General features: G+C 72.8%; 25 protein-coding genes. 13 read left to right on the top strand and 12 right to left on the bottom strand.

Translation table 11 applies throughout. The features are described 5' to 3' along the window. Positions 1–120: 120 nt before the first annotated feature. Positions 121–756, bottom strand: coding sequence for a maleylpyruvate isomerase N-terminal domain-containing protein (locus ACIP4P_RS15000; protein WP_400918000.1), 636 nt, complete (start codon positions 754–756; stop codon positions 121–123). A gap of 80 nt (positions 757–836) precedes the next feature. Between ACIP4P_RS15000 and ACIP4P_RS14995 the strand changes: the two genes are divergently transcribed. Then, a complete protein-coding gene (locus ACIP4P_RS14995) occupies positions 837–1,775 on the top strand; it encodes a DUF2797 domain-containing protein (protein ID WP_400917997.1) in 939 nt (312 codons plus the stop codon). Positions 1,776–1,871: 96 nt separating this feature from the next. Then, entirely contained in the window at positions 1,872–2,792 is a 921-nt protein-coding gene (locus tag ACIP4P_RS14990; RefSeq protein ID WP_400917994.1) for an alpha/beta fold hydrolase, read from the top strand. A gap of 74 nt (positions 2,793–2,866) precedes the next feature. Here the strand turns inward: ACIP4P_RS14990 and ACIP4P_RS14985 are convergent, their stop codons facing one another. The 4 genes from ACIP4P_RS14985 to ACIP4P_RS14970 form a co-directional block, all read right to left on the bottom strand. Continuing rightward, positions 2,867–3,178, bottom strand: a complete 312-nt coding sequence (locus tag ACIP4P_RS14985) for a hypothetical protein (RefSeq protein ID WP_400917991.1) — start codon at positions 3,176–3,178, stop codon at positions 2,867–2,869. Positions 3,179–3,535: 357 nt separating this feature from the next. Further along, on the bottom strand, positions 3,536–4,273 hold the full coding sequence (locus tag ACIP4P_RS14980) for a succinate dehydrogenase/fumarate reductase iron-sulfur subunit (protein WP_400917988.1): 738 nt from the start codon (positions 4,271–4,273) through the stop codon (positions 3,536–3,538). Continuing rightward, positions 4,270–6,213 (bottom strand): fumarate reductase/succinate dehydrogenase flavoprotein subunit, encoded by a 1,944-nt coding sequence (locus ACIP4P_RS14975; RefSeq protein WP_400917985.1) that lies wholly within the window; start codon positions 6,211–6,213, stop codon positions 4,270–4,272. The genes ACIP4P_RS14980 and ACIP4P_RS14975 overlap by 4 nt, the downstream gene beginning before the upstream one ends. After that, positions 6,210–6,914 carry a succinate dehydrogenase cytochrome b subunit gene (locus ACIP4P_RS14970; protein ID WP_400917982.1) on the bottom strand — a complete coding sequence of 235 codons (705 nt, stop codon included), beginning with the start codon at positions 6,912–6,914 and terminating at the stop codon, positions 6,210–6,212. The genes ACIP4P_RS14975 and ACIP4P_RS14970 overlap by 4 nt, the downstream gene beginning before the upstream one ends. Before the next feature lie 96 nt (positions 6,915–7,010). On the opposite strand from ACIP4P_RS14970, the gene ACIP4P_RS14965 reads away from it, so the two are divergent. After that, a complete protein-coding gene (locus ACIP4P_RS14965; RefSeq protein ID WP_350512230.1) occupies positions 7,011–7,931 on the top strand; it encodes a LysR substrate-binding domain-containing protein in 921 nt (306 codons plus the stop codon). A gap of 81 nt (positions 7,932–8,012) precedes the next feature. On the opposite strand, the gene ACIP4P_RS14960 is transcribed toward ACIP4P_RS14965, so the two are convergent. Both ACIP4P_RS14960 and gcl read right to left on the bottom strand, forming a co-directional pair. Continuing rightward, positions 8,013–8,501, bottom strand: coding sequence for a glutathione peroxidase (locus ACIP4P_RS14960; protein ID WP_350512229.1), 489 nt, complete (start codon positions 8,499–8,501; stop codon positions 8,013–8,015). Between the two features lie 199 nt (positions 8,502–8,700). Then, on the bottom strand, positions 8,701–10,482 hold the full coding sequence (gene gcl / locus ACIP4P_RS14955; protein ID WP_400917977.1) for a glyoxylate carboligase: 1,782 nt from the start codon (positions 10,480–10,482) through the stop codon (positions 8,701–8,703). A gap of 252 nt (positions 10,483–10,734) precedes the next feature. Here gcl and ACIP4P_RS14950 point away from each other — a divergent pair, with 252 nt between their 5' ends. Then, positions 10,735–11,031: an MTH1187 family thiamine-binding protein gene (locus ACIP4P_RS14950; RefSeq protein ID WP_400917974.1), complete on the top strand. Its 297-nt coding sequence runs from the start codon at positions 10,735–10,737 to the stop codon at positions 11,029–11,031. Here ACIP4P_RS14950 and ACIP4P_RS14945 read toward each other — a convergent pair. Next, entirely contained in the window at positions 10,985–11,539 is a 555-nt protein-coding gene (locus tag ACIP4P_RS14945; protein ID WP_400917972.1) for a DoxX family protein, read from the bottom strand. The genes ACIP4P_RS14950 and ACIP4P_RS14945 overlap by 47 nt on opposite strands. A gap of 149 nt (positions 11,540–11,688) precedes the next feature. On the opposite strand from ACIP4P_RS14945, the gene ACIP4P_RS14940 reads away from it, so the two are divergent. The 3 genes from ACIP4P_RS14940 (at position 11,689) to ACIP4P_RS14930 (ending at position 14,626) form a co-directional block, all read left to right on the top strand. Beyond that, positions 11,689–12,267 carry a TetR/AcrR family transcriptional regulator gene (locus tag ACIP4P_RS14940; RefSeq protein ID WP_400917969.1) on the top strand — a complete coding sequence of 193 codons (579 nt, stop codon included), beginning with the start codon at positions 11,689–11,691 and terminating at the stop codon, positions 12,265–12,267. Between the two features lie 173 nt (positions 12,268–12,440). Next, complete coding sequence (locus ACIP4P_RS14935; protein WP_400917966.1) at positions 12,441–13,868, top strand: MFS transporter; 1,428 nt, start codon at positions 12,441–12,443, stop codon at positions 13,866–13,868. Further along, on the top strand, positions 13,865–14,626 hold the full coding sequence (locus tag ACIP4P_RS14930; RefSeq protein WP_400917963.1) for an SDR family NAD(P)-dependent oxidoreductase: 762 nt from the start codon (positions 13,865–13,867) through the stop codon (positions 14,624–14,626). The genes ACIP4P_RS14935 and ACIP4P_RS14930 overlap by 4 nt, the downstream gene beginning before the upstream one ends. Positions 14,627–14,690: 64 nt before the next feature. On the opposite strand, the gene ACIP4P_RS14925 is transcribed toward ACIP4P_RS14930, so the two are convergent. Beyond that, entirely contained in the window at positions 14,691–15,362 is a 672-nt protein-coding gene (locus ACIP4P_RS14925) for an SMI1/KNR4 family protein (RefSeq protein ID WP_400917961.1), read from the bottom strand. A gap of 191 nt (positions 15,363–15,553) precedes the next feature. Here ACIP4P_RS14925 and ACIP4P_RS14920 point away from each other — a divergent pair, with 191 nt between their 5' ends. The 3 genes from ACIP4P_RS14920 to ACIP4P_RS14910 all read left to right on the top strand — a co-directional run bounded on the left by ACIP4P_RS14920 (position 15,554) and on the right by ACIP4P_RS14910 (position 18,827). Further along, on the top strand, positions 15,554–16,474 hold the full coding sequence (locus ACIP4P_RS14920) for a carbohydrate ABC transporter permease (RefSeq protein WP_400917958.1): 921 nt from the start codon (positions 15,554–15,556) through the stop codon (positions 16,472–16,474). Continuing rightward, positions 16,471–17,358 (top strand): carbohydrate ABC transporter permease, encoded by an 888-nt coding sequence (locus tag ACIP4P_RS14915; RefSeq protein WP_400917956.1) that lies wholly within the window; start codon positions 16,471–16,473, stop codon positions 17,356–17,358. Before ACIP4P_RS14920 ends, ACIP4P_RS14915 begins: the two co-directional genes overlap by 4 nt. Before the next feature lie 68 nt (positions 17,359–17,426). Next, on the top strand, positions 17,427–18,827 hold the full coding sequence (locus ACIP4P_RS14910; RefSeq protein ID WP_400917954.1) for an ABC transporter substrate-binding protein: 1,401 nt from the start codon (positions 17,427–17,429) through the stop codon (positions 18,825–18,827). Positions 18,828–18,892: 65 nt separating this feature from the next. On the opposite strand, the gene ACIP4P_RS14905 is transcribed toward ACIP4P_RS14910, so the two are convergent. Continuing rightward, positions 18,893–19,162 (bottom strand): helix-turn-helix transcriptional regulator, encoded by a 270-nt coding sequence (locus ACIP4P_RS14905; RefSeq protein WP_350512219.1) that lies wholly within the window; start codon positions 19,160–19,162, stop codon positions 18,893–18,895. A 19-nt stretch (positions 19,163–19,181) separates the two neighbouring features. After that, positions 19,182–19,634: a hypothetical protein gene (locus tag ACIP4P_RS14900; protein ID WP_400917952.1), complete on the bottom strand. Its 453-nt coding sequence runs from the start codon at positions 19,632–19,634 to the stop codon at positions 19,182–19,184. Positions 19,635–19,810: 176 nt separating this feature from the next. Here ACIP4P_RS14900 and map point away from each other — a divergent pair, with 176 nt between their 5' ends. Continuing rightward, entirely contained in the window at positions 19,811–20,581 is a 771-nt protein-coding gene (gene map, locus ACIP4P_RS14895) for a type I methionyl aminopeptidase (RefSeq protein ID WP_400917950.1), read from the top strand. A 28-nt stretch (positions 20,582–20,609) separates the two neighbouring features. Here map and ACIP4P_RS14890 read toward each other — a convergent pair whose 3' ends face one another. Further along, the gene (locus tag ACIP4P_RS14890) at positions 20,610–21,977 is read right to left on the bottom strand and encodes a YibE/F family protein (protein WP_400917949.1); all 1,368 of its coding nucleotides are present in this window, start codon (positions 21,975–21,977) and stop codon (positions 20,610–20,612) included. A gap of 221 nt (positions 21,978–22,198) precedes the next feature. On the opposite strand from ACIP4P_RS14890, the gene ACIP4P_RS14885 reads away from it, so the two are divergent. After that, positions 22,199–23,689 carry an alpha/beta hydrolase gene (locus tag ACIP4P_RS14885; protein ID WP_400917948.1) on the top strand — a complete coding sequence of 497 codons (1,491 nt, stop codon included), beginning with the start codon at positions 22,199–22,201 and terminating at the stop codon, positions 23,687–23,689. A gap of 168 nt (positions 23,690–23,857) precedes the next feature. Then, positions 23,858–26,299, top strand: a complete 2,442-nt coding sequence (locus ACIP4P_RS14880; protein ID WP_400917946.1) for a transglycosylase domain-containing protein — start codon at positions 23,858–23,860, stop codon at positions 26,297–26,299. The last annotated feature ends 41 nt before the right edge of the window (positions 26,300–26,340 follow it).

Here is a 26,340-nt window from a genome sequence, read left to right as displayed (position 1 = left end):
GCCACAATAGAACGTGGACACCCCGCCCGGCCAAGCGCCCGCGACCTGCGGCGCAGCGACGGGAGCTGACGGCCCGGCGGACGGACCGCGGCGGCCCGTCCTCGGCCGGCCGCGGGGCGGCTACTCCCGGACGTCGGCGTACCAGCGCCAGTCCGTGCGCGGGGGCAGGCCGGGGAGGGCGGTGCGGCCGGTGGCCCAGAGGAGGGTGGGCCAGGGGGCGGCGGCGGTGCGGGGGACGTCGGGGAAGATCCGGGCCAGGGTGCGGGTGCAGAGCTCGGCGGGCGGGTCCCAGCGGAGGCCGAGGCCCTGGGCGACGTCGTGCAGGTGGACCAGGGTCTCGGCCAGGCTCATGGCCGTGAAGCCGCTCGGGTCGGCGAGCCCCCAGGGGTGGAAGGCGCGGGCGTCCGGCGGGGTGACCCGGGCGACGGCGACCATCAATCCGCCACTGGCGTCCAGCACTTCGAGCAGCCCCGGGAGGCCGGCGGCCGGATCGGCGCGGACGAAGTTGTTCGGGGCGCCGGGGTACTGCCGGGTCGCGGCGAAGGGGACGTAGCGATCGCGCGGCGGCCGGGCCGGGGCGAGCTGGGCGGCGTAGGCGAGGAGGTCGTCGGCGAGGTGCTCGACGGTCTCCCGGCAGCTCCAGGCGAGGGTGCCGGCGGGCCGCGACCAGTCCGCGTCGGCCGGGGCGGCGGTCAGGGTGTCGACGGCGAGGCGCACGGCGAGCGCGAGGTCGTCCGGGGTCGGTGAGTCGATCATGCGGGAACGATAGGGCCCGAACCGCTGTCGGTGGCGGCGGGTAGCCTGGCCGGATCGACGACCTCCAGGAAGGGATGCCCGTGACGATCCCCGCACCACAGCACCCGGACCGGCCCGCCGGGTGGATCTCCACCGGTCTGAGCTGGCACGACGGCCGGGCCCTGCTCGGCGCCGTGCGGGGCACCAGGGTGCACGAGCGGGAGGTCGCGCCGGGCGCCGAGGTCGGCTGGCTGCTGGGCGGCCCGCGCCGCTGCACGGGGGCGTGGCTGGTCGGGGCGACGGAGCGCACGCCCTGCCCGCACCACGCGGTGGTCGACCCGGACGGCAGCGCGACCCAGTGCCCGGCCTGCCAGAGCGTGGACCGCGGTCTGGCGCTCGCCCGGGACCAGATCCTCGACGACGGCCGCACCTACCTGCTCTACCTGGCCTGGTTCGGCGAGGGCCTGCTGAAGGTCGGCCTGACCGCCGAGCAGCGCGGCGACAGCCGACTGCTCGAACAGGGCGCGCTGGCCTACGCGTTCACCGCGCGCGGCGGCCTGCCCGCGGTGCGCCGGGCCGAACTCACCGTCGCCGCCTCGGGGATGGCCCGGGAGCGGTACAAGTCCCGGCTGAAGACGGACCACTGGTGGGTGCACGGCGACGCACCGCACCGCCGTACGGTGCTCGGCGAGGCCCGGGCCCGGGCGCACCGGCTGCTGGACGGCCATGCGGTGGAGCTGCTCGCCGACCGCCCGGTGGTGGACCACGTGGAGCGCTACGGCCTGGCCGGCGGCGCCCCCGAGGCCTACCGGGAGGTCACCGGGCTGGCGGACGGCGCGGTGGTCGCGGGCCGGCTGCGCCCGCCGGTGGGCCGGCACCTCTTCCTGGACCAGCCGGACGGCTCGGGCCCGCTGCTGCTGGACACCCGGCGGCTGACCGGCTGGACACTGACGCCGGTCACCGGCCGGGCCGCCGGGGGCCTGGTGCTGCAGGAGCGGGTCCGGCCGCCGGAGCCGGACACCCAGGAGGCGCTGTTCTGAGCCGGGGGACCGCAACTCTGGTTGCTTATTGAAACCGCAAGGCCTAGTCTCGGCCCTACGGTTTCAATCTGCTACCAGCATGGAGCGAGTCCGACCATGATCGCCGCCCACGAGACCTTCGACGGCACCTTCCCGTACCGGCCGCACTTCAGCACCGCCCCCGGCTTCCCGATGCACTACGTCGACGAGGGCTCCGGCCCGGCCGTGCTCTGCCTGCACGGTGAACCCACCTGGGGCTACCTCTTCCGGGGCCTGGTCCGCCGCCTCGCCCCCACCCATCGGGTGCTGGTGCCCGACCACATGGGCTTCGGCAAGAGCGCCACGCCCGCCGACCGCGAGTACCGGCTGCAGGACCACGTGGACAACCTGGAGGCCCTGGTCGACGACCTCGGCCTGCGGGAACTCACCCTGGTGCTGCACGACTTCGGCGGCCCGGTCGGCATGGGCCTGGCCGTCCGCCGGCCCGGGCTGATCGCCCGGGTGGTCAGCCTGAACGCGCCGACGCCGCTCGGACAGCCCGGCCTCGCCGAGGCGCTCGCGGCCAACGCGGCCGAGTCCCCGTGGTTCCGCTGGATCGCCCGGGCGCACACCGACGGCAGCCTGCGCGCCGTCCTCGGCGAACTCGGCTACACCGTCCTCAGCACCATGAAGCTCAACGGCTTCGAGAACAATGCCCTGATCACCGACACCTGGCTGCGCGCCTACGGCTCACCGTTCCCCACCCCGGCGGAGGCGGCCGGGGCGATCGGCTGGGCCGAGGGCTTCGCGACCGGGGCGCACGCGTTCGCGACCCCGGACGCCGGGGTCCGGACGGCCCTCGCGGCGCTGCCCGCCCTCGCGGTCTGGGGAGCCGCCGACCGCACCCTCGCCGCCCGGCACTTCCTGCCGCTGTTCGCCGAGGCGTTCCCGCGCGGCCGGGCGGTGGAGCTGCCGGGCGTCGGCCACTTCAGCCCGGAGGACGCCCCGGAGGTCGTCGCCGACCTGGTGGAGCGGTTCCTCGTGGAAACCGCCCGCTGAACGGTGGCCGCCGATCTGCGGCGGCGGAAGGCATGTCGCGCGCCGGCGGCGGTACTTGATGGTCCGTCAGGGGATCAGCCGAGCTTGCCGCGCACCCCGCCCGGCCCCGAGCGGGCCCGGCGGGACAGCGGCGGGCGGGACGGACGGACGTCGCCCCGTCCGGCGGCCACCGGCTCGGCCGCCTCGGTGGCGCGCCGGGCCAGCGCGGCCCGGGCGGCGGCCAGCGCGACCCGGGCGAGCAGCGGGTCCTCCGCGAGGCCCGCCGTGTGCTTGGAGGTCTGACAGGGGGAGCACCAGACCGGCGAGGCCGGCCCGTCCGGATAGACCATGCCCTCCGGCGGCAGGTAGTGCCCACCGCACTCGACGCACTCGAAGACCAACCTCATCCGACGATCACCGTCCCGGATCCGTGGCACCGACCGCAGGGCGACCAGAAGGTGTGAACGCTGGGCACCATGCTTCCTTCCTCGTCCAGTTCGACCGTTGCCTCGGTCTTCTGGGTCCCCCCGGACCCGCCGCAGCCGGAGCAGGACTGAACCTCGGGCATATGCCGTCCTTCCGTAGCGGAGCACCACCGTAGCGCGATTCTCCGTCAACAAGCACCGCTCCGGACGATCCACCACCCGTACGGGGAGCGCGAATCGGCGCCGCACGCCCCGGAGGACGGGGTCGGCCCCTCGCCTGAGCACCAGAGCGAGGGGCCGACCGGTCGGAGGGCGTGTCGGACACGCCGTGGGGGAGGTTCAGCCGCGGGCGGCCCGCAGGAACTCCCGGTTCATCGCCGCGATGCTGGGCAGCGGGATGCCCTTGGGGCAGGCGGTGGCGCACTCGCCGGTGTTGGTGCAGCCGCCGAAGCCCTCGGCGTCCATCGTCTCGACCATGTTCCGCACCCGGGAGGAACGTTCCGGCGCGCCCTGCGGCAGCACATTGAGGTGCACCACCTTGGCGGAGGTGAACAGCATCGCCGAGCCGTTGGGGCAGGCGGCCACGCACGCGCCGCAGCCGATGCACTCGGCGTGCTCGAAGGCGGTGTCGGCGGCCTCCTTGGGGACGGGCGTGGCGTGCGCCTCGGGGGCGCTGCCGGTGGGGGCGGTGATGTAGCCGCCGGAGCCGATGATCCGGTCGAAGGCCGAGCGGTCCACCACCAGGTCCTTGACCACCGGGAAGGCTGCCGCCCGCCACGGCTCGACGTCGATGGTGTCGCCGTCCTCGAAGTGCCGCATGTGCAGCTGGCAGGTGGTGGTGCGCTCGGGGCCGTGCGCCTGGCCGTTGATGACCATGCCGCAGGCGCCGCAGATGCCCTCGCGGCAGTCGTGGTCGAAGGCCACCGGCTGGTCGCCGCGGGTGATCAGCTCCTCGTTGAGGGTGTCGAGCATCTCCAGGAAGGACATGTCCGGGCTGATGCCGCCGACCTGGTAGGTGGTCATCGAGCCGGGTGCGTCCGGGCCCGCCTGGCGCCAGATGCGCAGGGTGAGGTTCATGCGTAGCTCCGCTGGGTGGGGTGGACGTGTTCGAAGTCGAGGTCCTCGCGGTGGAGGACGGGCGGCTCGCCGGTGGCGGTGAACTCCCAGGCGGCGGCGTAGGAGAAGTCCTCGTCGCGCCGGGCGGCCTCGCCGTCGGGGGTCTGGCTCTCGGTGCGGAAGTGGCCTCCGCAGGACTCGGCGCGGTGCAGCGCGTCCAGGCACATCAGCTCGGCCAGCTCGAAGTAGTCGACCAGCCGGTTGGCCTTCTCCAGCGACTGGTTGAGCTCCCGGCCGGTGCCGGGCACCTTGATCCGGCGCCAGAACTCCTCGCGCAGCTGCGGGATCCGCTCCAGCGCGCGGGTGAGGCCGGCCGCGTCGCGGGCCATCCCGCACTCGTCCCAGAGGAGTTCGCCGAGCTCGCGGTGGAAGGAGTCCGGGGTGCGGTCGCCGTCGACGGCGAGGATCAGGTTGAGCCGGTCCGCGACCTCCGCCTCGACCTCGGTGAGCACCGGGTGGTCGGCGGGCACGGCGCTCACCGGGTTGCGGGCCAGGTAGTCGTTGATCGTGGGCGGCAGCACGAAGTAGCCGTCGGCCAGGCCCTGCATCAGCGCGCTGGCGCCGAGCCGGTTGGCGCCGTGGTCGGAGAAGTTGGCCTCGCCGATCGCGAACAGGCCGGGGACGCTGGTCTGCAGGTCGTAGTCGACCCAGAGCCCGCCCATCGTGTAGTGGATCGCGGGGTAGATCCGCATCGGCACCCGGTACGGGTCCTCGGCGGTGATCCGCTCGTACATCTCGAAGAGGTTGCCGTACCTGGCCTCGACGGCGTCCCGGCCCATCCGGCGGATCGCGTCGGCGAAGTCCAGGTAGACGCCCTGCCCGCCGGGGCCGACGCCGCGGCCCTCGTCGCAGACGTTCTTGGCGGCCCGGGAGGCGATGTCGCGCGGGACGAGGTTGCCGAAGGAGGGGTAGATCCGCTCCAGGTAGTAGTCCCGCTCCTCCTCCGGGATCTGCCCGGGCGGGCGGGTGTCGCCGGCCGCCTTGGGCACCCAGATCCGGCCGTCGTTGCGCAGCGACTCGCTCATCAGGGTGAGCTTGGACTGGTGGTCGCCGGAGCGCGGGATGCAGGTGGGGTGGATCTGGGTGAAGCACGGGTTGGCGAAGTAGGCGCCGCGCCGGTGGGCCCGCCAGATCGCGGTGGTGTTGGAGTTCTTGGCGTTGGTGGAGAGGTAGAAGACGTTGCCGTAGCCGCCGGTGGCCAGCACCACGGCGTCCGCCGTGTACGAGCTGATCTCGCCGGTGACGAGGTCCCGGGCGACGATGCCGCGGGCCCGGCCGTCGACGACCAGCAGGTCCAGCATCTCGGTGCGCGGGTGCATCTCCACGTTCCCGGCCGCGATCTGCCGGGACAGCGCCTGGTAGGCGCCGAGCAGCAGCTGCTGGCCGGTCTGGCCGCGGGCGTAGAAGGTGCGGGAGACCTGGACGCCGCCGAAGGAGCGGGTGTCCAGCAGGCCGCCGTACTCGCGGGCGAAGGGCACGCCCTGGGCCACGCACTGGTCGATGATCTCCACCGACACCTGGGCGAGCCGGTGCACATTGGACTCGCGGGCGCGGAAGTCGCCGCCCTTGACGGTGTCGTAGAACAGCCGGCGGATCGAGTCGCCGTCGTTGCGGTAGTTCTTGGCCGCGTTGATGCCGCCCTGGGCGGCGATCGAGTGGGCCCGCCGCGGGGAGTCCTGGAAGCAGAACTGGACCACGTGGTAGCCCTGTTCGGCGAGGGTGGCGCCGGCCGCGCCGCCGGCCAGACCGGTGCCGACCACGATCACGGTGTGCTTGCGCCGGTTCGCCGGGTTGACCAGCTTGGCGTCGAACCGGCGCTGGTCCCAGCGCTGTTCGATCGGCCCGGTGGGGGCCTTGGTGTCGGCGATCGGCTCGCCGAGGGCGTAATCGAGGTAGCTCACTTCACGACTCCGGTCATCACGGCCACGGGGACGGACAGGAAGCCGACGGTCAGCAGCAGGGCGAGACCGTTGGCCGTCAGCTTCAGCGCCTTGTCGCGGCGGGCGTTGTTGGCGCCGAGGGTCTGGGCGGCGCTCCAGAAGCCGTGCCGGATGTGGAAGCCGAGGGCCACCACCGCGAGGATGTAGAACACGTCGCTGTACCAGCGGCCGAAGGTGCCCACGACGTTCTGGTAGACGTGGCCGTGCTCGGCGACCGGGTTCACGGTGAGCGTGGTGAGGTCGAGGATGTGCCAGACGATGAACAGCGCCAGGATCACCCCGCCCCAGCGCATGGTCCGGGTCGCGTAGCTGGCCCGGCGGCGCCGGTGCACGTACTTGCTCGGGCGGGCGGCGAGGTCGCGGCGGCTGAGCTGGTACGCGGACACGCCGTGCAGGACGACGGCGAGGACCAGGCCGACCCGGGCGATCCAGAGGAACCACTCGTGGCCCAGGAACGGCTGGCCGATGGTGCGCAGCCAGGCCGCGTAGCCGTTGATGTCGTCGGGGCCGAAGAAGACCTTGAGGTTCCCCAGCATGTGCGCGACCAGGTACAGCAGCATCGCCAGCCCGGAGACGGCCATGACCGCCTTCTTGCCGACGGTCGACCGCCACAGGGTCGCCAGGGTGGACGGATGCCGGCCCGTCCGAGTCGCGGTTGTCATGGCAGCAACGGTAGGGAGGGCCACCAGGGTGCGTCCAAGACATGCTGCGGCTGGTGACGATAGGCAGGGCCTATCGTCGCGGCGTAGCCTGGGTGCGTGCAGCTCCAGCAACTCCGCTACTTCCTGGCCGTCGCCGAGACCCGGCACTTCACCCGGGCCGCCGAGGCCGCGCATGTCGCCCAGCCCTCGCTCTCCCAGCAGATCCGCTCGCTGGAACGGGAGTTGGGGGCCGAACTGTTCCACCGCGCCCGGGGCAACATCGCCCTCACCGACGCCGGGGACGCCCTGCTGCCGCTGGCCCGGCGGATCCTCGCGGACACCGAGAGTGCCCGCCTCGCCGTCCAGGAGACCGTGCAGCTGCGCCGCGGCCGGGTCCGGCTGGGCGCGCCGCCGAGCCTGTGCACCAGCCTGGTGCCGGACGTGCTGCGGGTGTTCCGGGACCGCTACCCGGGGGTCACGCTGGGGGTGCGCGAGGGCGGCTCGCGCGATCTGGTCGGCTGGCTGGCGGCGGGCGAGCTGGACCTCGCGCTGATCATCACCCCGCCCAGCGGGGAGGCCGCGCCGGCCCTCGCCGTCACCGAACTGCTGCACGAGGAACTGGTGTTGGTCTCGGCGGCCGGGCCCGCCCGGCGCGCGGTACGGGTGGCGGAGCTGCGCGGACGGCCGCTGGTGATGTTCCGGGAGGGCTACGACGTCCGGGAGGCGGCCCTGGCGGCCTGCCGGGCGGCCGGCTTCGAGCCCGAATTCGCCGTCGAGGGCGGCGAGATGGACGCGGTGCTGGGCTTCGTCCGGGCCGGGCTCGGCCCGGCGGTGGTGCCGGGGATGGTGGCGGCGCGCTCGGGGCTGTCCGTCACCCCGTTCGCCGGGCCGGGGCTGGGGCGCACCATCGCGGTCGCGCACGGCCGCGAGGTGCCGCCGACCCGCGCCGCCGAGGCGCTGCACGGCACCCTGCTGGCGCATCTGCGGGACGCCGCCCGGGCGGGTGAACTCCCCCCGGGGACCCGGCTGTTGCTCTGACGGCGACGACGGCCACGACGGCGGCGACTACGACGGCGGCGGTCGGCCGCCGCCGCCGTCAGAGCAATCGGGCGGGGTGGGTCAGGCCGGCAGCACGGCCTCGATCGCGGCGATCAGCTCGGCCGACTCGGGCTCGGTCCGCGGCCGGATCCGGGCGGCCACGGTGCCGTCCGGGGAGATCAGGAACTTCTCGAAGTTCCAGCTGACGTCCCCGGCCTGGCCCTCGGCGTCGGCGACCTCGGTCAGCTGCCGGTACAGCGGGTGCCGGTCCTCGCCGTTGACGTCGATCTTCTCGAACAGCGGGAAGGTCACCCCGTAGGTGGTCGAGCAGAAGCTCTCGATCTCCTCGGCGCTGCCCGGCTCCTGCCCGGCGAACTGGTTGCACGGGAAGCCCAGCACGGTGAACCCGCGCTCGGCGTAGCGCTTCTGGAGGTTCTCCAGGCCGGTGTACTGCGGGGTCAGGCCGCACTTGGAGGCGACGTTGACGATCAGCAGGGCCTTGCCCTTGTGGTCGGCCAGGGTGGCGGGCGCACCGGACAGGGTGTGCAGCGGGATGTCGTACAGGCTCACGGTGGTGGTCCTTTCGGCAGGTCGGCGGCGGGGTGTCGCCCCCGGTCACGGGCGGGGCCGTCGCCCCGGGCACACGGTAGCGGCCCCGGACGGCTGAAACCGTTCCGGGGCTGCCGGTGTTCCGTCCGGCGGGGGAGTACGGAGCGGCTCGTGCGCCCCCGGCCGGGGCGTGCCGGCGCGCGGACGGCGCCGGGGCGGGTCAGAGTGCCAGCGGCTTGACGGCGGTGGGCGCGTGCTCGGGGAGGGTGGCGATCTCCTCCCACTCGTTGACCTTGTCGATGTCGGCGGCGGCCATCGAGATGTTGGTGACCCGTTCGAGGATCGCCTCGACCACGACCGGCACCCGGAATTCGGCGGCCAGCTTCTTGGCCTCCTCGAAGGCCGGCAGCAGGCCCTCGGGCTCGGTGACCCGGATCGCCTTGCAGCCCAGGCCCTCGGCGACCTTGACGTGGTCCACGCCGTAGACGCCCAGCTCCGGCGCGTTGATGTTCTCGAACTCCAGCTTGACCTGGAAGTCGATGTCGAAGTTGCGCTGCGCCTGGCGGATCAGGCCCAGGTAGGAGTTGTTCACCAGCACGTGGACGTACGGGATCCGGTGCTGGGCGCCGACCGCCAGCTCCTCGATCATGAACTGGAAGTCGTAGTCGCCGGAGAGCGCGACGACCTGGCCCTCGGGGTCGGCGGTGGCGACGCCCAGCGCGGCCGGGATGGTCCAGCCCAGCGGGCCGGCCTGGCCGCAGTTGATCCAGTGCCGCGGCTTGTAGACGTGCAGCATCTGGGCACCGGCGATCTGGGAGAGGCCGATGGTGGTGACGTACCGGGTCTCCGGGCCGAAGGCCCTGTTCATCTCCTCGTACACGCGCTGCGGCTTGAGCGGCACGTTGTCGAAGTGGGTGCGGCGCTGCAGCCGCGCCTTGCGCTCCTGGGTGGAGGCGGCCCAGGCGCCGCGGTCCTTGAGGGTGCCGGCCGCCTTCAGCTCCTTGGCGACCTCGACGAACAGCTCCAGCGCGGCCTTGGCGTCGGAGGCGATGCCGAGGGCGGGGGCGAAGATCTTGCCGATCTGGGTGGGCTCGACGTCGACGTGGACGAAGGTGCGGCCCGCGGTGTAGACGTCCAGGCCGCCGGTGTGGCGGTTGGCCCAGCGGTTGCCGATGCCGAGGACGAAGTCGGAGGCGAGGAAGTTCTCGTTGCCGTAGCGGTGCGAGGTCTGCAGACCGACCATGCCGGCGTTCAGCGCGTGGTCGTCCGGGACGATGCCCCAGCCCATCAGCGTCGGGATCACCGGGACGCCGGTCAACTCGGCGAACTCCAGCAGGAGTTCGGAGGCGTCGGCGTTGATGACGCCGCCGCCGGCCACGATCAGCGGGCGCTCGGACGCCTGGAGCAGCGCGATGGCCTTCTCGATCTGGATCCGGTTGGCGGTCGGCTTGTAGACCGGCAGCGGCTGGTAGGCCTCCGGGTCGAAGTCGATCTCGGTCAGCTGGACGTCGATCGGCAGGTCGATCAGCACCGGGCCGGGGCGGCCGGAGCGCATCAGGTGGAAGGCCTGCTGGAACACGCCGGGGACCTGCGCGGCCTCCAGCACGGTGGTGGCGGCCTTGGTGACCGGCTTGGCGATCGAGGCGATGTCGACGGCCTGGAAGTCCTCCTTGTGGAGGCGGGCGACCGGGGCCTGGCCGGTGATGCACAGGATCGGGATGGAGTCGGCGATCGCCGAGTACAGGCCGGTGATCATGTCGGTGCCGGCCGGGCCCGAGGTGCCGATGCACACGCCGATGTTGCCGGCCGCGGCGCGGGTGTAGCCCTCGGCCATGTGGGAGGCGCCCTCGACGTGCCGGGCCAGGGTGTGGTTGATCCCGCCGGAGGCCTTGAGGGCGGCGTAGAAGGGGTTGATGGCGGCGCCCGGAACGCCGAAGGCGACGTCGACGCCTTCGAGCTTGAGGATCTCCACGGCCGCGCGGGCGGCAGTCATACGGGGCATCGGGTCTCTCCTGCGTCGGCCCGCAGTGGGTCGGAGGGCTCATCTCCTGAATTCCACCATACGGAAGAACGGTTTCTGTATGTGGAAACAAGGTAGGTCGGGCCCGGCGGGGCGTCAAGGGGAGATTCAACAGAATGTGGAAGGCGGGGGGAGGTGTCCGAGGGCGGCTCCGGGCGCACGAAATAGGCTGGTCGCGGCCCGGAGTGGTCCGGGCCGCGACCGATGCCGTCAGGCGGTTGGGAGTGCAGGGACGTGATCGCAGCTTTTTCGGTGACCCCGCTGGGGATCGGCGAGGACGTGGGGGAGGCGGTGGCCGCGGCCGTCCGGGTGGTGCGGGCGAGCGGGCTGCCGAACCGGACGGACGCGATGTTCACCAGCATCGAAGGGGAGTGGGACGAGGTGATGCCGGTGATCAGGGCGGCGATCGAGGCGGTGAAGGCTCACAGCAACCGGGTGAGCACGGTCATCAAGATCGACGACCGGGTCGGGGTCACCGACGGGCTCACCGCCAAGGTCGCCTCGGTCGAGCGGCATCTGAGCGAGGGCTGAGCCCGGTCGGCCCGGCCGGTTCCGCCGGTCCCACGGGTGCGGGGGCGGGCTCGGTGGCCGGGCGGTGGGCGGTGAACAGCCGGCCCAGCGAGTGGGCGAGCAGCCGGTCCAGGGAGTAGGGGCCGGAGCCGAGCACCGCGATGGTCAGGAACGCCCAGCAGAACATCACCGAGGGCTCGCCCCCGTTCTGCAGCGGCAGCAGGGCGCGCTCCTGGTGGACGGTGAAGTAGGCGTAGGCCATCGAGCCGGAGCAGAGCAGGGCGGCCGTCCTGGTGCCGATGCCGAGCAACACCAGGGCGCCGCCGACCAGTTGGATCAGGGCGGCCCACCAGCCCGGCCACTGGCCGAGCGGGATGCTGCCGCCCTTGGTGCCGCCGAGGACGCCGAACAGCGAGGCGGCGCCGTGGCAGGCGAAGAGCAGGCCGACGACGATCCGGAAGACGGTGAGCACGAGCGGACGGGCGGCCTCGACGGCCTGCCGGGGGGATGGGGGGATGAGTCCGGACATGCCGGTACGCCTCCTGTGGGGGAGGAGGGACGGGGGCGGTAAGGCTAGCCTTGGTCTAGTCCACTTGGCAATGCTCCGTCAGGCATCGGTCTGGACCACTTCCCGCTCTTTCTTGACCGATCGGTCTGGAAAGGACTAGCGTTCAGGTCATGGCGCGAACGAAGGAATTCGACCCGGACGCGGCGCTCCAGGCGGCCCTTGAGCTGTTCTGGCGCCGCGGCTACGAGGCCACCTCGATGACCGACCTGGTCGAGGGGCTCGGCATCGCCCGGGCCAGCATCTACGCGACGTTCGGCAGCAAGCGCGAGCTCTACCTGCGCGCGCTGGAGCGCTACAGCGAGCAGCAGGACCCGGACCGGCTGGCCGAGCTGTCCCAGCCCGGCCCGGTGCTGCCGGCCGTGCGCGCCCTGGTGCGCCGGTACGCGCAGGCGGAGGAGGAGGACCGCAGGCGCGGCTGCTTCATCACCAATACGGCGGTCGAACTCGCCCCGCACGACCCGGGCGCGGCCCGCCGGGTGGAGGCCAGCTTCGACCACCTGGAGACCTCGCTGACCGCCGCCCTGCTGCGTGCCGAGGCGCAGGGCGAGCTGCCCGCGGGGCGGGAGCCGCGGGCGCTGGCCCGGATGCTGGTGGTGCTGCTGCAGGGCATCCGGGTGGTGGGCAAGACCGCCGACGGCGCACCCCGGGTGCGGGACGCCGCCGAGCAGGCGCTGGCGCTGCTGGACTGACCGCCGGTGCGGGCCGCGGGGGCGGGCCGCCGGTGCTGCGGGTCGTCGGCGGCGCGGGTCGCCGTGGTACGGAGCACCGGCCGGATGGCACTTCCGTCCGATCCGCTCGGCGTCTTCTGCCGTCCTTATTCTGGACCGAACGGTCTTAAAAGTTTGGTATGGGGGGAAGTTCCATGAGTGTCACCGCGAGGGCCCGATCGGGCTTCGCGCTGCTGGGCGTGGTCCAGGCCGTGCTGATCTTCGCGATCATGATCCTCACCGTGCCGCTGCCCCTGGTCGCCCGGGAGCTGGGGCTCGGCGCCTCCGAGGTCCTGCTGCTCAGCGCCGCGTACGGACTGTCCTTCGCCGCCCTGCTGCTGCTCGGCGGCCGGTTGACCGACCGGCACGGCGGTCGCCGGATGCTCCGGTGGGGGCTGGGGCTGTTCGCCGCGGCCTCGATCGCCTGCGCCCTCGCGCCCGGCTACCCCGCCCTGCTGGCCGGCCGCTTCGTCCAGGGCGCCGGTGCGGCCCTCACCGCGCCGGCCGCGGTCGCGGTGGTCCGCCGGCTGTACCCCGAACCCGCCGCCTACCGGCGGGCGATGGCCACCTGGGGCGGCCTCTCGGTGATCGGTGCGACGGCCGGCAGCGTGGTCTCCGGCGCGGTCGCCGCGGTGGTCTCCTGGCGCTGGCTGTTCGCGGTGCCCGTCCTGGTCGCCCTGGCCGGACTGGCCCGCTCCGGCGCGCTGCCCGACTCCGGTGCGCTGCCCGGGGCCGGAGCCGCCGGCGAGGGCCGCCGCCCGGCCCTCGACCTGCGCGGCGCCGCCCTCGCCACCACCGGTGTCTGCGCGACGAGTTACGCCCTGGTCGGGTCCACCGACCACGGCTGGCACAGCCCCGGCGTGCTCGGCCCGCTGGCCGCCGGACTGCTCCTGCTGCTCGCCTTCGTCGCCGCCGAACGCCGCACCGCCGACCCGCTGCTGCCGCCCGGCTTCCTCGCCGACCGGCGGCGGGCCACCGCACTGGTCACCGTCATGGCGACCGCCGCGGGCACCGCACTGGCCTTCGTCCTGCTCTCGCTCTACCTCCAGCAGCAGCGCGACTGGAGCGCCGCCGCCACCTCCGCCGCCTTCCTGCCGTACGCGGTCGTCCTGCTGCTCGCCGGGCGGCTGGCCGGGCCGCTGATCGCCCGGCGCGGGCCGGTGCCGGTCACCGCCGTCGGCCTGGCCCTGGAGGCCGCCGGGCTCGGCCTGCTGGCCGGGCTCGACCCCGGTAGCCCGTACGCCACCGGGCTGCTGCCCGGACTGCTCCTGCTGCCCGCCGGAGCCGCCGCGTCCTTCGCCGGGGCGGCCGTGCTGGCCACCGGCGGCGTGCCGCCCGAACGGACCGGCCTGGCCGCGGGCGTCCTCAACACCGCGATGGAACTCGGCCCCACCGCCGGGCTGGCCGCCCTGATGGCCCTCGCCGCCACCCGCCCGACCGTCGTCGGCGGCTACGCGGCGGCCTTCGCGGCCGCTGCCGCCGGGCTGGCGCTGACCGCCGTCGCGGTCGCCGCCCTGCCCCGAACCCCCAAGACCACCATCACCCCTGAACGCACCACTCGAATCAAGGAGTTCAGCTCATGAGCACGCGTTTCGCCGACACGTCCGTCCTGGTCACCGGCGGCGGCAGCGGCATCGGGCGGGCCATCGCGCTCGCCTTCGCCCAGGAGGGCGCCCGGGTCGCGGTCGCCGGGCGCGGCGCCGGCCCGCTGGCCGAGACCGTCGCACTGATCGAGCGGGCCGGCGGCCGGGCGGTCGCACTGACCGGCGACGTGACGAACGGCGCGGACGCCGCCCGGCTGGTCCGGGAGACCGTCGAGCACTTCGGCGGACTGGACGTCGCCGTCAACAACGCCGGGGTGTTCGGCGCGGCCGGGCCGGTCGCCGAGATCGACGAAGCCGACTTCCGGCGGGTGTTCGAGATCAACGTGACCGGCACCCTGCTGGCGATGCAGCCGCAGATCGGTCACATGCGGGCCCACGGCGGCGGCGCCATCGTCAACGTCTCCTCCAACCTGGGCGTCCACAAGCGGATCGAGGGCGTCGGCGCCTACGCCGCCAGCAAGGCGGCGGTCACCGCGCTGACCCGCGCCGCCGCCCGCGACCACATCGGCGAGGGGGTGCGGATCAACACCGTCAGCCCCGGCCCGGTGGACACCCCGATGTCGAGCCACCCCGGCGAGAGCGACGCGGACAAGACCGACCGGATGAAGTCCGAGGTCCCGGTGGGCCGTTCCGGTGCGGTCGCCGAGATCGCCGCCGCGGTGCTGTACCTGGCCTCGCCGGAGGCGGGCTACACCGTCGGCACCGACCTGGTGCTGGACGGCGGCATCACGGCCTGAGGTGAGCCCGTCGCGGCCTCAACACCCCTTACCCGGAGGGCGTGTTGAGGCCGCGACGGCATTCCTACAGGGTGTCCAGGGCCTCTTCGGTGCGGGCCCGCGCCACCATGAAGGCCTCCTCGATGACCAGCACCAGCACGTCCGGCCCCGCGAACCACCGGAAGTACCGGCCGAGCTCCGGCAACTCCTCCAGTCCGTCCGGAAGTTCGTCGCCGGCTTCGTAGAAGACGCTCAACTCGTCTTCCTCCAGCAGCTTCTCGCTCATCGCCATCACCGCCGCCGCCGTCGAGAAGCGCTCCTCCCAGGGCTCCCAGCGCTCCTGCGACTTGTCCGCGAGGTCCGGCCGGCCGACCGTCGGCGGGTCGTCCAGCGCCAGGTCGTCCAGCAGCACGCCCCAGTGCGCGCAGCCCTGGTTCTCCGCCCGGTACACCAATGCGCCGTCCAGCACGTGCAGTTCGTCCGGCGTCAGCAGCACGTCCTGGCAGCTGGTGAGGTCCGCCCGGCGGCCGAACAGTCGGTACGCCTCCCGCAGGGCCGGCGGCAGCCGCAGGCCGAGCCGCTGCTCCGCCGCGTCCAGCTCGGCGTCGGTGAAGCCGTCCCGCGGCCCCAGCGGCTCGCCCCAGTACGCGGCGAAGCCCCGGACCAGCGCCCAGGCGCCCGCGCGGTCGCCCAGGGCCGTGGCCATCGCGGCCCGCAGGTCGAAGTCCGTCTCGTTCTCGTCGTTCTCGTCGTTCACCCGCGCACCGTACGACACCGCGCTGACAGGACGTAGCGGGGGCGGACCCGCTTGTACGGACAACCGGCCGAACATGACGCGAACGCGTAATCCCTCGGACACCGGTTGATCACCGAGGGGTTCCCACGCCGTCGTTCGGGCAAGAAACGGTTTCGCCCGGAACCGACACACGAAAGGCGGACGTGCCAGCAATGCCGACCGCACCACACCCCGTGCCCCTCCCGGGCCGTCGAAGCCGCTGGGGTGAGCACGGCCTCGCCTGGGCCTTCCTGCTGCCCTCCCTGGTGGTCTTCGTCCTGTTCATCGGCTACCCGCTGGGACGGACGATCTACCTGAGCGCGCACGCCAACGACCTCTTCGGCGCGCCCTCCCGCTACGTCGGGATCCAGCACTACACCGACCTGCTGTCCTCCGCCGACTTCGGCCGGACGCTGGTCACCACCGCGCTGTTCACCCTGCTCACCGTGGTGCCCGGGGTGCTCGGCGCACTGGTGCTGGTACTGCTGCTGGAGAACCGGATCCGGGGCGTACGGCTGCTGCGCTCCGCGTTCGCGCTGCCCTTCGCCTTCTCGGTGGCCAGCGCCTCGGTGGTCTTCGCGGTGTTCTTCAACCCTGCCAGCGGGGTGCTCAACGGCCTGCTGTCGAACGTCGGCCTCGGCCCGGTCGGCTGGTTGACGGACTCCCGGTACGCGCTGGTCTCGGTGGCCCTGACCACGGTCTGGATGAACCTCGGCTACAACGTGCTGGTCCTCTCGGCGGGCATCGGCTCGATCCCGGGCGAGGTGGTCGAGGCGGCCCGCATCGACGGTGCCTCCGGCCTGCGGCTGGCCCGTTCGATCACCGTCCCGATGCTCGGTCCGAACCTGTTCTTCCTGACCGTGGTCTCCACCGTCCACGCCCTGCAGAGTTTCGGCCAGATCCACATCCTCACCAAGGGCGGGCCGGACGGTTCCACCCGGACCCTGGTCTACTCCGTCTACGAGAAGGCCTTCGCCTACAACTCCAGCGACTTCGGCACGGCGAGCGCCCAGGCCGTGGTGCTGCTGGTGGTCGTCCTCGCCTGCACGGCCGTCCAGTTCGGCGTCCTGGAGCGGAAGGTGCACTACGCATGAGCGCCATCACCAATGAGGTCGAGGCACCCCGCCGACGCGTCCGGACTGCCCTCGCCGGGCGCTCCCCGCGCGACCTGCTCGGCCGCGCCGCCGTCTACCTGCTGCTCCTCGTCGCCGTGGTCACCGTGGCCTTCCCGGTGTACTACGCGATCGCCGGCGCCTTCATGGGCCCCGGCGAACTCTCCTCCTACCCACCGGCGATGGTGCCGCACTCGGTCACCGGGCGGAACTTCGCAGGGGCCGTGGACACCATCCCGCTGTTCCGGCAGTACGCCAACTCGGCGCTGGTGGCCACCGCCATCACCCTCGCCCAGCTGGTCACCTCGATCCTGGCCGCGTACGCCTTCGTCTTCCTGCCGCTGAAGGCGCGGGCCGTGGTGTTCGGGCTGTTCCTGGCCACGCTGATGGTGCCGTGGGAGGCCATCATCATCCCCAACTACCTGACGCTGTCGGACTGGGGGCTCGGGAACACCTACTTCGGCCTGGTCCTGCCGTTCCTCGCCTCCGGCTTCGGCACCTTCATGCTGCGCCAGGCCTTCCGGCAGCTGCCCGGCGAACTGCGCGACGCCGCCCGGATCGACGGGGCCGGCCACTGGCGCTTCCTGTGGCGGATCGTCGTCCCGCTGAACAAGCCGGCCCTGGCCGCGCTGTCGATCTACGTCTTCCTGTCGGCCTGGAACCAGTACTTCTGGCCGCTCATCATCACCCGCACCGCCGAGATGCAGACCCTGCAGATCGGCCTCACCTCGCTGCGCGACTCCGAGATGGCCGACCCCGGCCTGATCCTGGCCGGCGTGGTGCTCTCCCTGCTGCCCACTCTCGCCCTGGTGGTCTTCGGCCAGCGCTTCATCGTCCGCGGCCTGACCGCGGGCGCGGTCCGCTGACCCGTGGTACGGGCCCGACGGCCCCGCCGTACGCACCCGACTCCCAACCGGAAAGAAAGAGAACTCCCGTGAAGAAGAGTGCACGCGCGCTCGCCGCCCTGCTGGTGGCCGGCCTGTCCCTGACTGCCTGCAGCTCCAGCGGCTCCGGCTCCGGCTCCGGCTCGGGCGGCGGCTCCGACGCCGGCGCGCCCGGCGCCCAGGCGCTCGACCAGGCCTCCGGCGTCACCACCGTCGAGTTCTGGCACTCGATGACGGGCAAGAACGCGGACGTGCTGAACGGCCTGGTCAAGGACTTCAACGCGGCCCACCAGGGCAAGATCGAGGTCAAGGCGCAGTTCCAGGGCAAGTACGACGAGCTGGTCACCAAGTACAAGGCCGCGGTGCAGCAGAAGGGCACCCCCGCCCTGGTGCAGGTCTACGACATCGGCACCCGCTTCATGATCGACTCCAAGCAGACCGTCCCCGCCCAGGCCTTCGTGGACAAGGACGGCTACTCGCTGGACGACCTCGACCCCAACATCCGCAACTACTACTCGGCCAACGGCAAGCTGGTCTCGATGCCGTTCAACTCCTCGATGCCGCTGCTCTACCTGAACACCGACGCGTTCAAGGAGGCCGGGCTGGACCCGGCGCAGCCGCCGAAGGACCTCAACGAGCTGGCCGACATGGCCAAGAAGCTGACCAAGAAGGACGCCGACGGCAAGACCGTCCGCTACGGCTTCGGCGCCGCCATCTACGGCTGGTTCGTCGAGGAGCTGCTCGCCGAGTCCGGCACCATGTACTGCGACAACGACAACGGCCGCAGCAACAAGGCGGGCAAGGTCGTGTTCGACTCCGCCCAGGGCGCGCAGATCGTCCAGTGGTGGGCCGACCTGGTCAAGGGCGGCTACGCGGCCAACACCGGCCGGGTCACCGACGACGCCCAGGCCGCCTTCAAGTCCGGCACGGTGGCGATGCACCTGGAGTCCACCGGCGTGCTGCGCGGCTACACCGAGGCCGCCAAGTTCGGCGTCGGCACCGCGGCCTTCCCCAAGGTCACCGCCGCCGACCAGGGCGGCCCGGTGATCGGCGGCGCCTCGCTGTGGATCAGCGGCCCCGGCCACTCGGACGCCGAGAAGCGCGCCGCCTGGGAGTTCGAGAAGTTCATCACCGGGCCGGAGCAGCAGGCCGTCTGGCACACCGGTACCGGCTACTTCCCGGTCAACAAGAAGTCCCTGGACGACCCCAAGGACAAGGAGTGGGTGGGCAAGTACCCGCAGTTCCAGACGGCCATCGACCAGCTGAAGGCCACCAAGCCCACCCCGGCCACCGCCGGCTGCCTGCTCGGCGTGATGCCGCAGGCCCGCAAGGGCGTGGAGACCGCGATCGAGCAGACCATCGCCGGGAGCAAGACCGCCCAGCAGGCCCTGGCCGACGCGGCCAAGGAGCTGCAGCCCGCGATCGAGAGCTACAACAGCTCGGTCGGCTGACACCCCCCGCACCGAACGACGGCCCGCCCGGCGCACCCGCGCCCGGCGGGCCGTCGCCGTCCGTGCTACGCCGACAGCGCGGCACCGTCCTCGGGCAGCACACAGGCGGCCGCCAGCTCGTCCAGCGAGAGGTCCAGCGCGAAGGCCAGCGCCGCGATGGTGAAGAACGACGGCGTCGGCGCCCGACCCGTCTCGATCTTCCGCAGCGTCTCCGCCGAGACACCGGCCACCGCCGCCACCTCGACCATGCTGCGCTCACCACGCGCCTCGCGCAGCAGCGCCCCGAAGCGCTCCCCACGCTCGCGCTCCCACGGGGTCAGCGGAGTCCTCACCATGCCGTCGAGTGTAGTGCCGCTACGGCACCTCGTACTCGGAGGGCCAGTTGGGCAGCGGCACCGGACCGCCCGGCCGGTCGGGATTGAGGGCCAGGCAGAGCACGACGACGCTGGTCGACCGCTTCTGGGTGTAGGAACCGAAGACCTCCGGCCCCTTCCCCTCGCACGGCCGGTACGCCGTCCGGTCCCGGACCACCTCGGCGACCTTGTACTGCGCCTCGTGCCGGTCGCAGCCCACGATCTGCAGGTTCGGGCTGGACCCGCTGCCGAGATCGTGCAGGCAGTCACCGGCCTTGGCCTCGTCGGCCGCGGTCTCGCTCAGCCAGCCGGCGACCAGCAGCCCGACGGTGGCCAGGGCGACCAGCGCGAGCGGCGCCCGGGCGGCCTTGCCATACCGGCGGAGCCGTGAGGACGGGGGCGGCTCGGAGGGCGTCAGGTGCGCGTTGGCGGCGCGGAGCAGCGGGGACGTCACGTCGGGTCCTTGCGATCGGTTCGGCGGAGTGCGGCGCCGAACAGTAGCGGATCTTGGACGGGCGGGCGCGGGGATTTCCCGGGCGGTGGCGCAGGCCCGTTCCGGACCGTGCTGCCGCCCGCTGTCGACCGTGATACAAATACCGGTATAAGAATTGGATCCAGGGGAGGTTCGCCATGGTCGAACTCAAGTCGGACACCGCTCTCGCCGCGATGCGCGAGGCCGGGCGGGTGGTCGCCAACGCGCTGGCGGCCGTGCAGCGGGAGGCCGCGGCGGGCGTCAGCCTGCTGGAACTGGACGAGGTGGCGCACGGCGTGCTGAAGGCCGCCGGGGCGACCTCGCCGTTCCTCGGCTACCGCCCGTCCTTCGCGCCCGTGCCGTTCCCCGGCGTGATCTGCGCCTCCGTCAACGACGCGGTGGTGCACGGCATCCCGGACGCCTACCGGCTGCGCGACGGCGACCTGGTGAGCATCGACTGCGGCGCGGTCCTGGACGGCTGGTGCGGCGACTCCGCCGTCAGCTTCACCGTCGGCACCGCCCGCCCCGAGGACACCGCGCTGATCGCCGCCACCCGGCGGGCCCTGGAGGCCGGGATCGCCGCCGCCGTGGTCGGCAACCGGATCGGCGACATCGCCCACGCGATCGGCAAGGTCGGCCGGGCCGGGCGGCGCTACGGGATGATCGACGGCTTCGGCGGCCACGGCATCGGCCGCCGGATGCACGAGGACCCGCACGTGCCCAACGAGGGCCGCCCGGGCCGGGGCTACCCGCTGCGCCCGGGCCTGGTGCTGGCCATCGAGCCGATGCTGACCGCCGGCGGCCGCGACGACCACGACACCGATCCGGACGGCTGGACCCTGCGCACCACCGACGGCAGCCGCGCCGCCCACGTCGAGCACACCGTCGCCGTCACCGAGGACGGCCCGCGGATCCTCACCCTCCCGTAGGGCGCGGGGGCGGCCCGTGGCGCACGGGTCAGGCGGGCCGGTGCCGTCCGGCCCGGACGGCCGCCGTCCGGGGGTGGTCGGCGGCGGCGATCAGGGCGGCCAGCCCGGTGGTGACCGGCACCGCGGCGACCAGGCCGATGCTGCCGACCAGGGTGCGGGCGATCTCCTCGGCCACCAGCTCGCTGGTGGCCACCGACACCACCGTCCGGTGCGCGATCGAGAACAGCAGGAGCAGCGGCAGCGCGGCCCCCGCGTAGGCGAGCACCAGGGTGTTGACGGTCGAGGCGATGTGGTCGCGGCCGATCCGCATGCCGGTCCGGTACAGCCGGCGGGCGCCCATCGTCGGGTCGGCCTCGTGGAGTTCCCAGATCGCCGAGGTCTGGGTGACCGTCACGTCGAACAGCACGCCGAGCGAGCCGATCACGTACCCGGCCAGCAGCAGGCCGCGGATCTCGATCCCGGGATAGAGGTCGTGGACCAGCCCGGTCTCCTCCGAGGTGTTCCCGGTCAGGTGCGCCCAGGAGGCGAAGACCAGGCTCAGCACCCCGATCAGCACCAGCGACACCAGCGTGCCCAGCACCGCCACCGAGGTGCGGGCGGAGAGCCCGTGGCACAGGTAGAGGGCGATCAGCATGATCGCGCTGGCGCCGACGATCGCCACCAGTAGCGGGTCCGAACCGCGCAGGATGGCGGGCAGGATGAACAGCGAGAGCACGGCGAAGCTGATCGCCAGGGCGACCAGCGCGGCCACCCCGCGCCAGCGTCCGACCACCACCACGGCGACCGCGAACAGCCCGGCCAGCACGCCCATCGGCAGGTTCCGGTCCACGTCGACCACGCTGTACCGGAGCTCCTCGGGGGCGCCCGGCGCGTAGGTGAGGACGACCCGCTCGCCCAGGGCGTACTGCCGGGGCTCGGACGGGTGGACGACCACGGTGAAGCTGCGGCCCCGGTCCGGGCCGTCGGTGACCTCGACGGTGTCCTGTCGACAGGTGCCCTGGTCACCGGGGTTGAGGTCGGCGCAGGGCAGTTCCTCGACCTTGGTGACCCGGCCGTGCTGGATCTGCTGGTCGAAACCGACACCGGTGTGCTGGTGGTTGGGGACGCCGCCCGGCCAGAGCACCGCCAGGCCGACCACGACGGCCGCCGCGAACGGGATCAGCACGGCGGCGATGACCTTGCGCAGATGGGCGGAGACCGGCGCGGCCGGGCCGTGGGCGTGGGAGTGGCCGTGCCCCACCGGCGCCCCGCCGCCCCCGGATCCGCCACCGCCCCCGGGTCCGTGCGAGTGCCCGTCCCCGGGCCCGTGCGAGTCCCCGTCCCCGGGCCCGTTCGAGTCCCCGCCCCCGGGCCCGTGCGAGTGCCCGTGCCCGTCGTCCGGCGTCCCTGTGTCCACCTCACGCCTCCTCAGTCCCTCTGCGCGGCACCCGAAATCATCGACGCCCGGCCCGCCGTCGCCCCGCAGGGCGCGAACCGTGGGCGCGCCGCGCCGCGTGCCACCCGGGTCGGCGACGCGACCGGGCGCGGAGTGCACCCCGGAGCCGGGGGATTGCCCCAGCGGCGACCGACCGGCTGCCCGCATGGGCCCAAGTCCACTGCCGCAGCAGACTCTTGGGCATGCCGAAACCCACCGCGATCACCGCCGTCACCGCCGCCACCCTGGCCGCCACCGTGCTCACCGTCCTGCCCGCCGTCGCCGCCGAACCGGACCACCGCGGCGCGGGGCGCCTCAACTGGTCCAGCTGCCAGGGGCAGAGCGACCCCCGCCAGCAGTGCGCTGAACTCGCCGTCCCCCTGGACTACAACGACCCGGACGGCCCGCAGATCACGCTCGCCGTCTCCCGGATCGCCACCGCGAAGCCCGGCCTGCGCCGCGGCGTGCTGCTCACCGTCCCCGGCGGGCCCGGCAACTCGGGACTGGGCCTCCCCACGAGCGGGGCCGCGCGCCTCCCGCAGTCCGTCCTCGACCGCTACGACCTGGTCGGCTTCGACCCGCGCGGCGTCGGCCGCTCCACCCCGGTCAGCTGCGACCTGGACAGCTCGGACCTGGCGATGGTCGATCTGCGGCCCTGGCCCGCCGCGGAGGGCTCGATCGACGGGAACGTGGCCGTCGAACGCCGGATCGCCGACAGCTGCGCCCGCAACGGCGGCCCGGTGCTGCGCAGCATCTCCACCGCCAACGAGGCCCGCGACATCGACCGGATCCGCCGGGCCCTCGGCGAGCGCCGGCTCTCCGTCTGGGCCACCTCCTACGGCACCTACGCGGGCGCCGTCTACACCACCATGTTCCCCCTGCGCACCGACCGGATCGTGCTGGACAGCAACGACGACCCGGACCCGTCCCGGGTCGGCCGCGGCTGGCTGGCCGCCTTCGGCCAGGGCGCCGAGGACCGCTTCCCGGACTTCGCCAAGTGGGCGTCGGCGCCCGGCAATCCGGACCGGGTCGCGGACACCCCCGAGCAGGTCCGCCCGCTCTTCCTCGACCTCGCCGCCCGGCTGGACCGCTCGCCGCTGCCCTGGCCGGGCGCCGCCCCGGCCGAACTGAACGGCAACGTGCTGCGCGAGACCATGATGCAGAGCCTGTACGCGGACGCGAGGTTCCCCGACCTGGCCCGGCTGATGCTGGCCGGTCTCGGCCGGCGCCCGCTGCCGACCCCGGTGCTGCCGCCCGAGCAGGCGGTGCAGAACACCACCGCGGTCTCGGTCGGCACCCTCTGCAACGACGTCGCCTGGCCCACCGACCCGGCCGGCTACGCGAAGGACGTCGCCGCCGACCGCGCGGCCCATCCGCTCACCGCGGGCATGCCGGTGAACGTGATGCCCTGCGCCTTCTGGCCGTTCAAGCCCGCCGAGCCGCCGGTCCGGGTGACCGGCCGCGGCCCGGCGAACGTCCTGCTGGCCCAGAACCTGCGCGACCCGGCCACCCCGTACCGTGGCGCGCTCAAGCTCCGGGCCGCGTTCGGCGAGCGGGCCAGGATGGTCACCGTGGACTCCGGCGGCCACGACTCCTACCGGGCGAACGGGAACGCCTGCGGCGACGCGGCGGTGACGGACTTCCTGGTGACGGGCCGTCGGCCGGCCGCGGACGTGTTCTGCCCGGCGAGCTGAGGTTCGAGCGCCCGTGCGCGGGGGTGACCGGCCGTGGACGAACGGCCCGCGCCCCCGCGCACCCCGTCGTCGGGCCGTCTCGAATGAGTCGAACCTGTCGTGATTTTGTGACAATAGTTCGCCAACCCGCCCCCCACGGTGGGGATTCACGGCCGTAATGTTCGAACTATGTCACCGAAGAGCCGCATACCTCGCCCGGACCCGGGCGACACCTGGGTCCCGCGCCCGAAGCGCCGCGAGACCCCGCTCGGACTCCTGCGCCATGCGGCCACCTTCCTCGGCTCCTGCGTGCTGGGCGGTGTCCTGCTGGCGGGCCTGATCCTGCCGGCGGCGGGCGCGGTCGGACTGGGCGCGAAGAACGGTGCGGAGGGCTTCCAGAGCATCCCCGACGACTTCAAGACCCCGCCGCTGACCCAGGCGACGCAGATCTTCGACGCCAAGGGCGGCCTGATCGCCAAGGTCTACGAGCGCGACCGGACGGTCATCCCGGCCGACCGGATGTCGCCGCTGATCCGCAAGGCCCAGGTCGACATCGAGGACTCCCGGTTCTACGAGCACGGCGCGGTCGACCTCAAGGGCGTGCTGCGGGCGATCACCAAGAACGCGGAGAGCGGCGCCGCCGTCCAGGGCGCCTCCACCCTCACCCAGCAGTACGTGAAGAACGTCAACGTCGAGCTGGCCGGGGACGATCCGGTGGCGGTGCGCGAGGCGCAGCGCAAGACCCTCGGCCGCAAGATCCAGGAACTCCGGTACGCCATCAAGCTGGAGGAGGACCTGCCCAAGGAGCAGATCCTCACCAACTACCTGAACATCACCTTCTACGGCCACCAGGCGTACGGCATCGAGGCCGCCGCCCAGCGCTACTTCGGCAGGTCCGCCAAGGACCTCGACCTGCCCGAGGCGGCGATGCTCGCCGGACTGGTGCAGAACCCCTCCCAGTACGACCCGAAGCTGCACCCGGTGGCCGCCAAGAAGCGCCGGGACACCGTCATCGACAAGATGGTGGAGAACAAGCACATCACCGCCGACCAGGCCAAGGAGGCCAAAGCCACCCCGCTCGGCCTCAACTACCAGGAGCCGCAGAACGGTTGCATCACGGCCCAGGCCGGGATGGGCTTCTTCTGCGACTACGTGCGGCACGTGGTCAAGCAGGACCCGGCCTTCGGCAAGAGCGCCGGCGAGCGCAAGAAGCTGTGGGACACCGGCGGGTTGAACATCTACACCACCCTCGACCCGGACAAGCAGGCCGCCGCGCAGAACGCCGTCTCCACCAAGGTGTACGTCAGCGACCCGGTCTCGGCCGCGATGACCATGGTCGAGCCCGGCACCGGCAAGATCCTGGCGATGGCCCAGACCCGCCCGTACGGACTGGCGAAGGAGAAGAACCAGACCGTCGTCAACTTCAACGTGGACGCGGCGATGGGCGGCGGCGTCGGCTTCCAGCCCGGCTCCAACTTCAAGCCGATCGTGGCCGCCGCCGCGCTGGAGGCCGGACTGCCGCCCACCCAGCAGTACGACGCGCCGAACCGGATGGACTGGCCGACGATGAAGACCTGCGACGGCACCTGGAAGAACCTGAGCAAGGGCAAGAAGGACGGGGTGATCCCCAACGAGAGCCCGAGCGAGAAGGGCCCGTACGCGCTCAAGCAGGCGATGGCCCTCTCGGTGAACACCTACTTCGTGCAGATGGAGCAGGAGATCGGGCTCTGCGCGGTCAAGCAGATGGCCAACAAGCTGGGCGTGACCGCCAAGGCGAGCGGCGACCCGCTGCAGGAGGTCCCGGCCCTGGGCCTGGGCACCCAGGAGGTCAGCCCGCTGACCATGGCCGATGTGTACGCGACCTTCGCCGCCCGGGGCAGCTACTGCGCGCCGGTGGCGATCAGCCGGATCACCACGGTGGACGGCAAGGACGTCCCGGTCGCCCCGGTCCACTGCGACCAGGTGATGTCCGAGGACACCGCCGACGTGCTCAACAGCGTGCTGCTCGGGGTGACCGAGAAGGGCGGCACCGCCCGGGACCTCCAACTGGACGACGGCCGCCAGATCGCGGGCAAGACCGGTACCACCGACGAGAAGAAGTCGGCCTGGTTCACCGGCTACACCGGCAACCTGTCCGCCTCGGTCTGGCTGGGCAGCCCGGGCACCAAGATCCCGATGCGCAACATCCGGATCGGCGGCCAGTACCAGGCCGAGGTGTACGGGGCGACCGGCCCGGGGCCGATCTGGCAGCAGGCGATGAGCGACGCCGTCCGCGGCCTGCCGGACAAGGAGTTCACCACCGTCGTCATCCCGGACCCGGTCCGGCGCGACCCGGGCTGCGCCACCCCCACCGACCCGTCGGTCCCGGCCGGCTGCACCGGGGCGCCGAGCCCGGGCGCCACGGGCCGGCCGCGCGGCACCGGCCCGTCGACCGGGGGCCAGAACGGCGGCCAGAACGGCGGTCAGGCCGGGGGCCAGAACGGGGGCTCCACCGGGGGCCAGAACGGCGGCCAGGGCGTGACCGGCGGCCCGACCAGCGACCAGACCTGGGGCCAGACCGGGGGCGCGATCGGCGGCCTGATCCCCCGCTCGACCCCGTACACCCCGCCGGACGACGGCGCCGACCAGTAGCAGCCGGTAGCGGCCGGTAGCGACCAGCAGCGCCCGAGGCA

This window comes from Kitasatospora sp. NPDC089509 (assembly GCF_044749365.1).
Classification (GTDB): Bacteria; Actinomycetota; Actinomycetes; order Streptomycetales; family Streptomycetaceae; genus Kitasatospora.
This window is presented reverse-complemented; position numbering and strand designations above follow the sequence as displayed.

Coding starts and splice junctions, on each gene's coding strand:
- ACIP4P_RS15000 (WP_400918000.1), bottom strand. CDS start 756: ATGATCGACTCACCGACCCCGGACGACCTCGCGCTCGCCGTGCGCCTC.
- ACIP4P_RS14990 (WP_400917994.1), top strand. CDS start 1,872: ATGATCGCCGCCCACGAGACCTTCGACGGCACCTTCCCGTACCGGCCG.
- ACIP4P_RS14985 (WP_400917991.1), bottom strand. CDS start 3,178: ATGAGGTTGGTCTTCGAGTGCGTCGAGTGCGGTGGGCACTACCTGCCG.
- ACIP4P_RS14980 (WP_400917988.1), bottom strand. CDS start 4,273: ATGAACCTCACCCTGCGCATCTGGCGCCAGGCGGGCCCGGACGCACCC.
- ACIP4P_RS14970 (WP_400917982.1), bottom strand. CDS start 6,914: ATGACAACCGCGACTCGGACGGGCCGGCATCCGTCCACCCTGGCGACC.
- gcl (WP_400917977.1), bottom strand. CDS start 10,482: ATGCCCCGTATGACTGCCGCCCGCGCGGCCGTGGAGATCCTCAAGCTC.
- ACIP4P_RS14945 (WP_400917972.1), bottom strand. CDS start 11,539: ATGTCCGGACTCATCCCCCCATCCCCCCGGCAGGCCGTCGAGGCCGCC.
- ACIP4P_RS14940 (WP_400917969.1), top strand. CDS start 11,689: ATGGCGCGAACGAAGGAATTCGACCCGGACGCGGCGCTCCAGGCGGCC.
- ACIP4P_RS14935 (WP_400917966.1), top strand. CDS start 12,441: ATGAGTGTCACCGCGAGGGCCCGATCGGGCTTCGCGCTGCTGGGCGTG.
- ACIP4P_RS14930 (WP_400917963.1), top strand. CDS start 13,865: ATGAGCACGCGTTTCGCCGACACGTCCGTCCTGGTCACCGGCGGCGGC.
- ACIP4P_RS14920 (WP_400917958.1), top strand. CDS start 15,554: ATGCCGACCGCACCACACCCCGTGCCCCTCCCGGGCCGTCGAAGCCGC.
- ACIP4P_RS14915 (WP_400917956.1), top strand. CDS start 16,471: ATGAGCGCCATCACCAATGAGGTCGAGGCACCCCGCCGACGCGTCCGG.
- ACIP4P_RS14905 (WP_350512219.1), bottom strand. CDS start 19,162: ATGGTGAGGACTCCGCTGACCCCGTGGGAGCGCGAGCGTGGGGAGCGC.
- map (WP_400917950.1), top strand. CDS start 19,811: ATGGTCGAACTCAAGTCGGACACCGCTCTCGCCGCGATGCGCGAGGCC.
- ACIP4P_RS14885 (WP_400917948.1), top strand. CDS start 22,199: ATGCCGAAACCCACCGCGATCACCGCCGTCACCGCCGCCACCCTGGCC.
- ACIP4P_RS14880 (WP_400917946.1), top strand. CDS start 23,858: ATGTCACCGAAGAGCCGCATACCTCGCCCGGACCCGGGCGACACCTGG.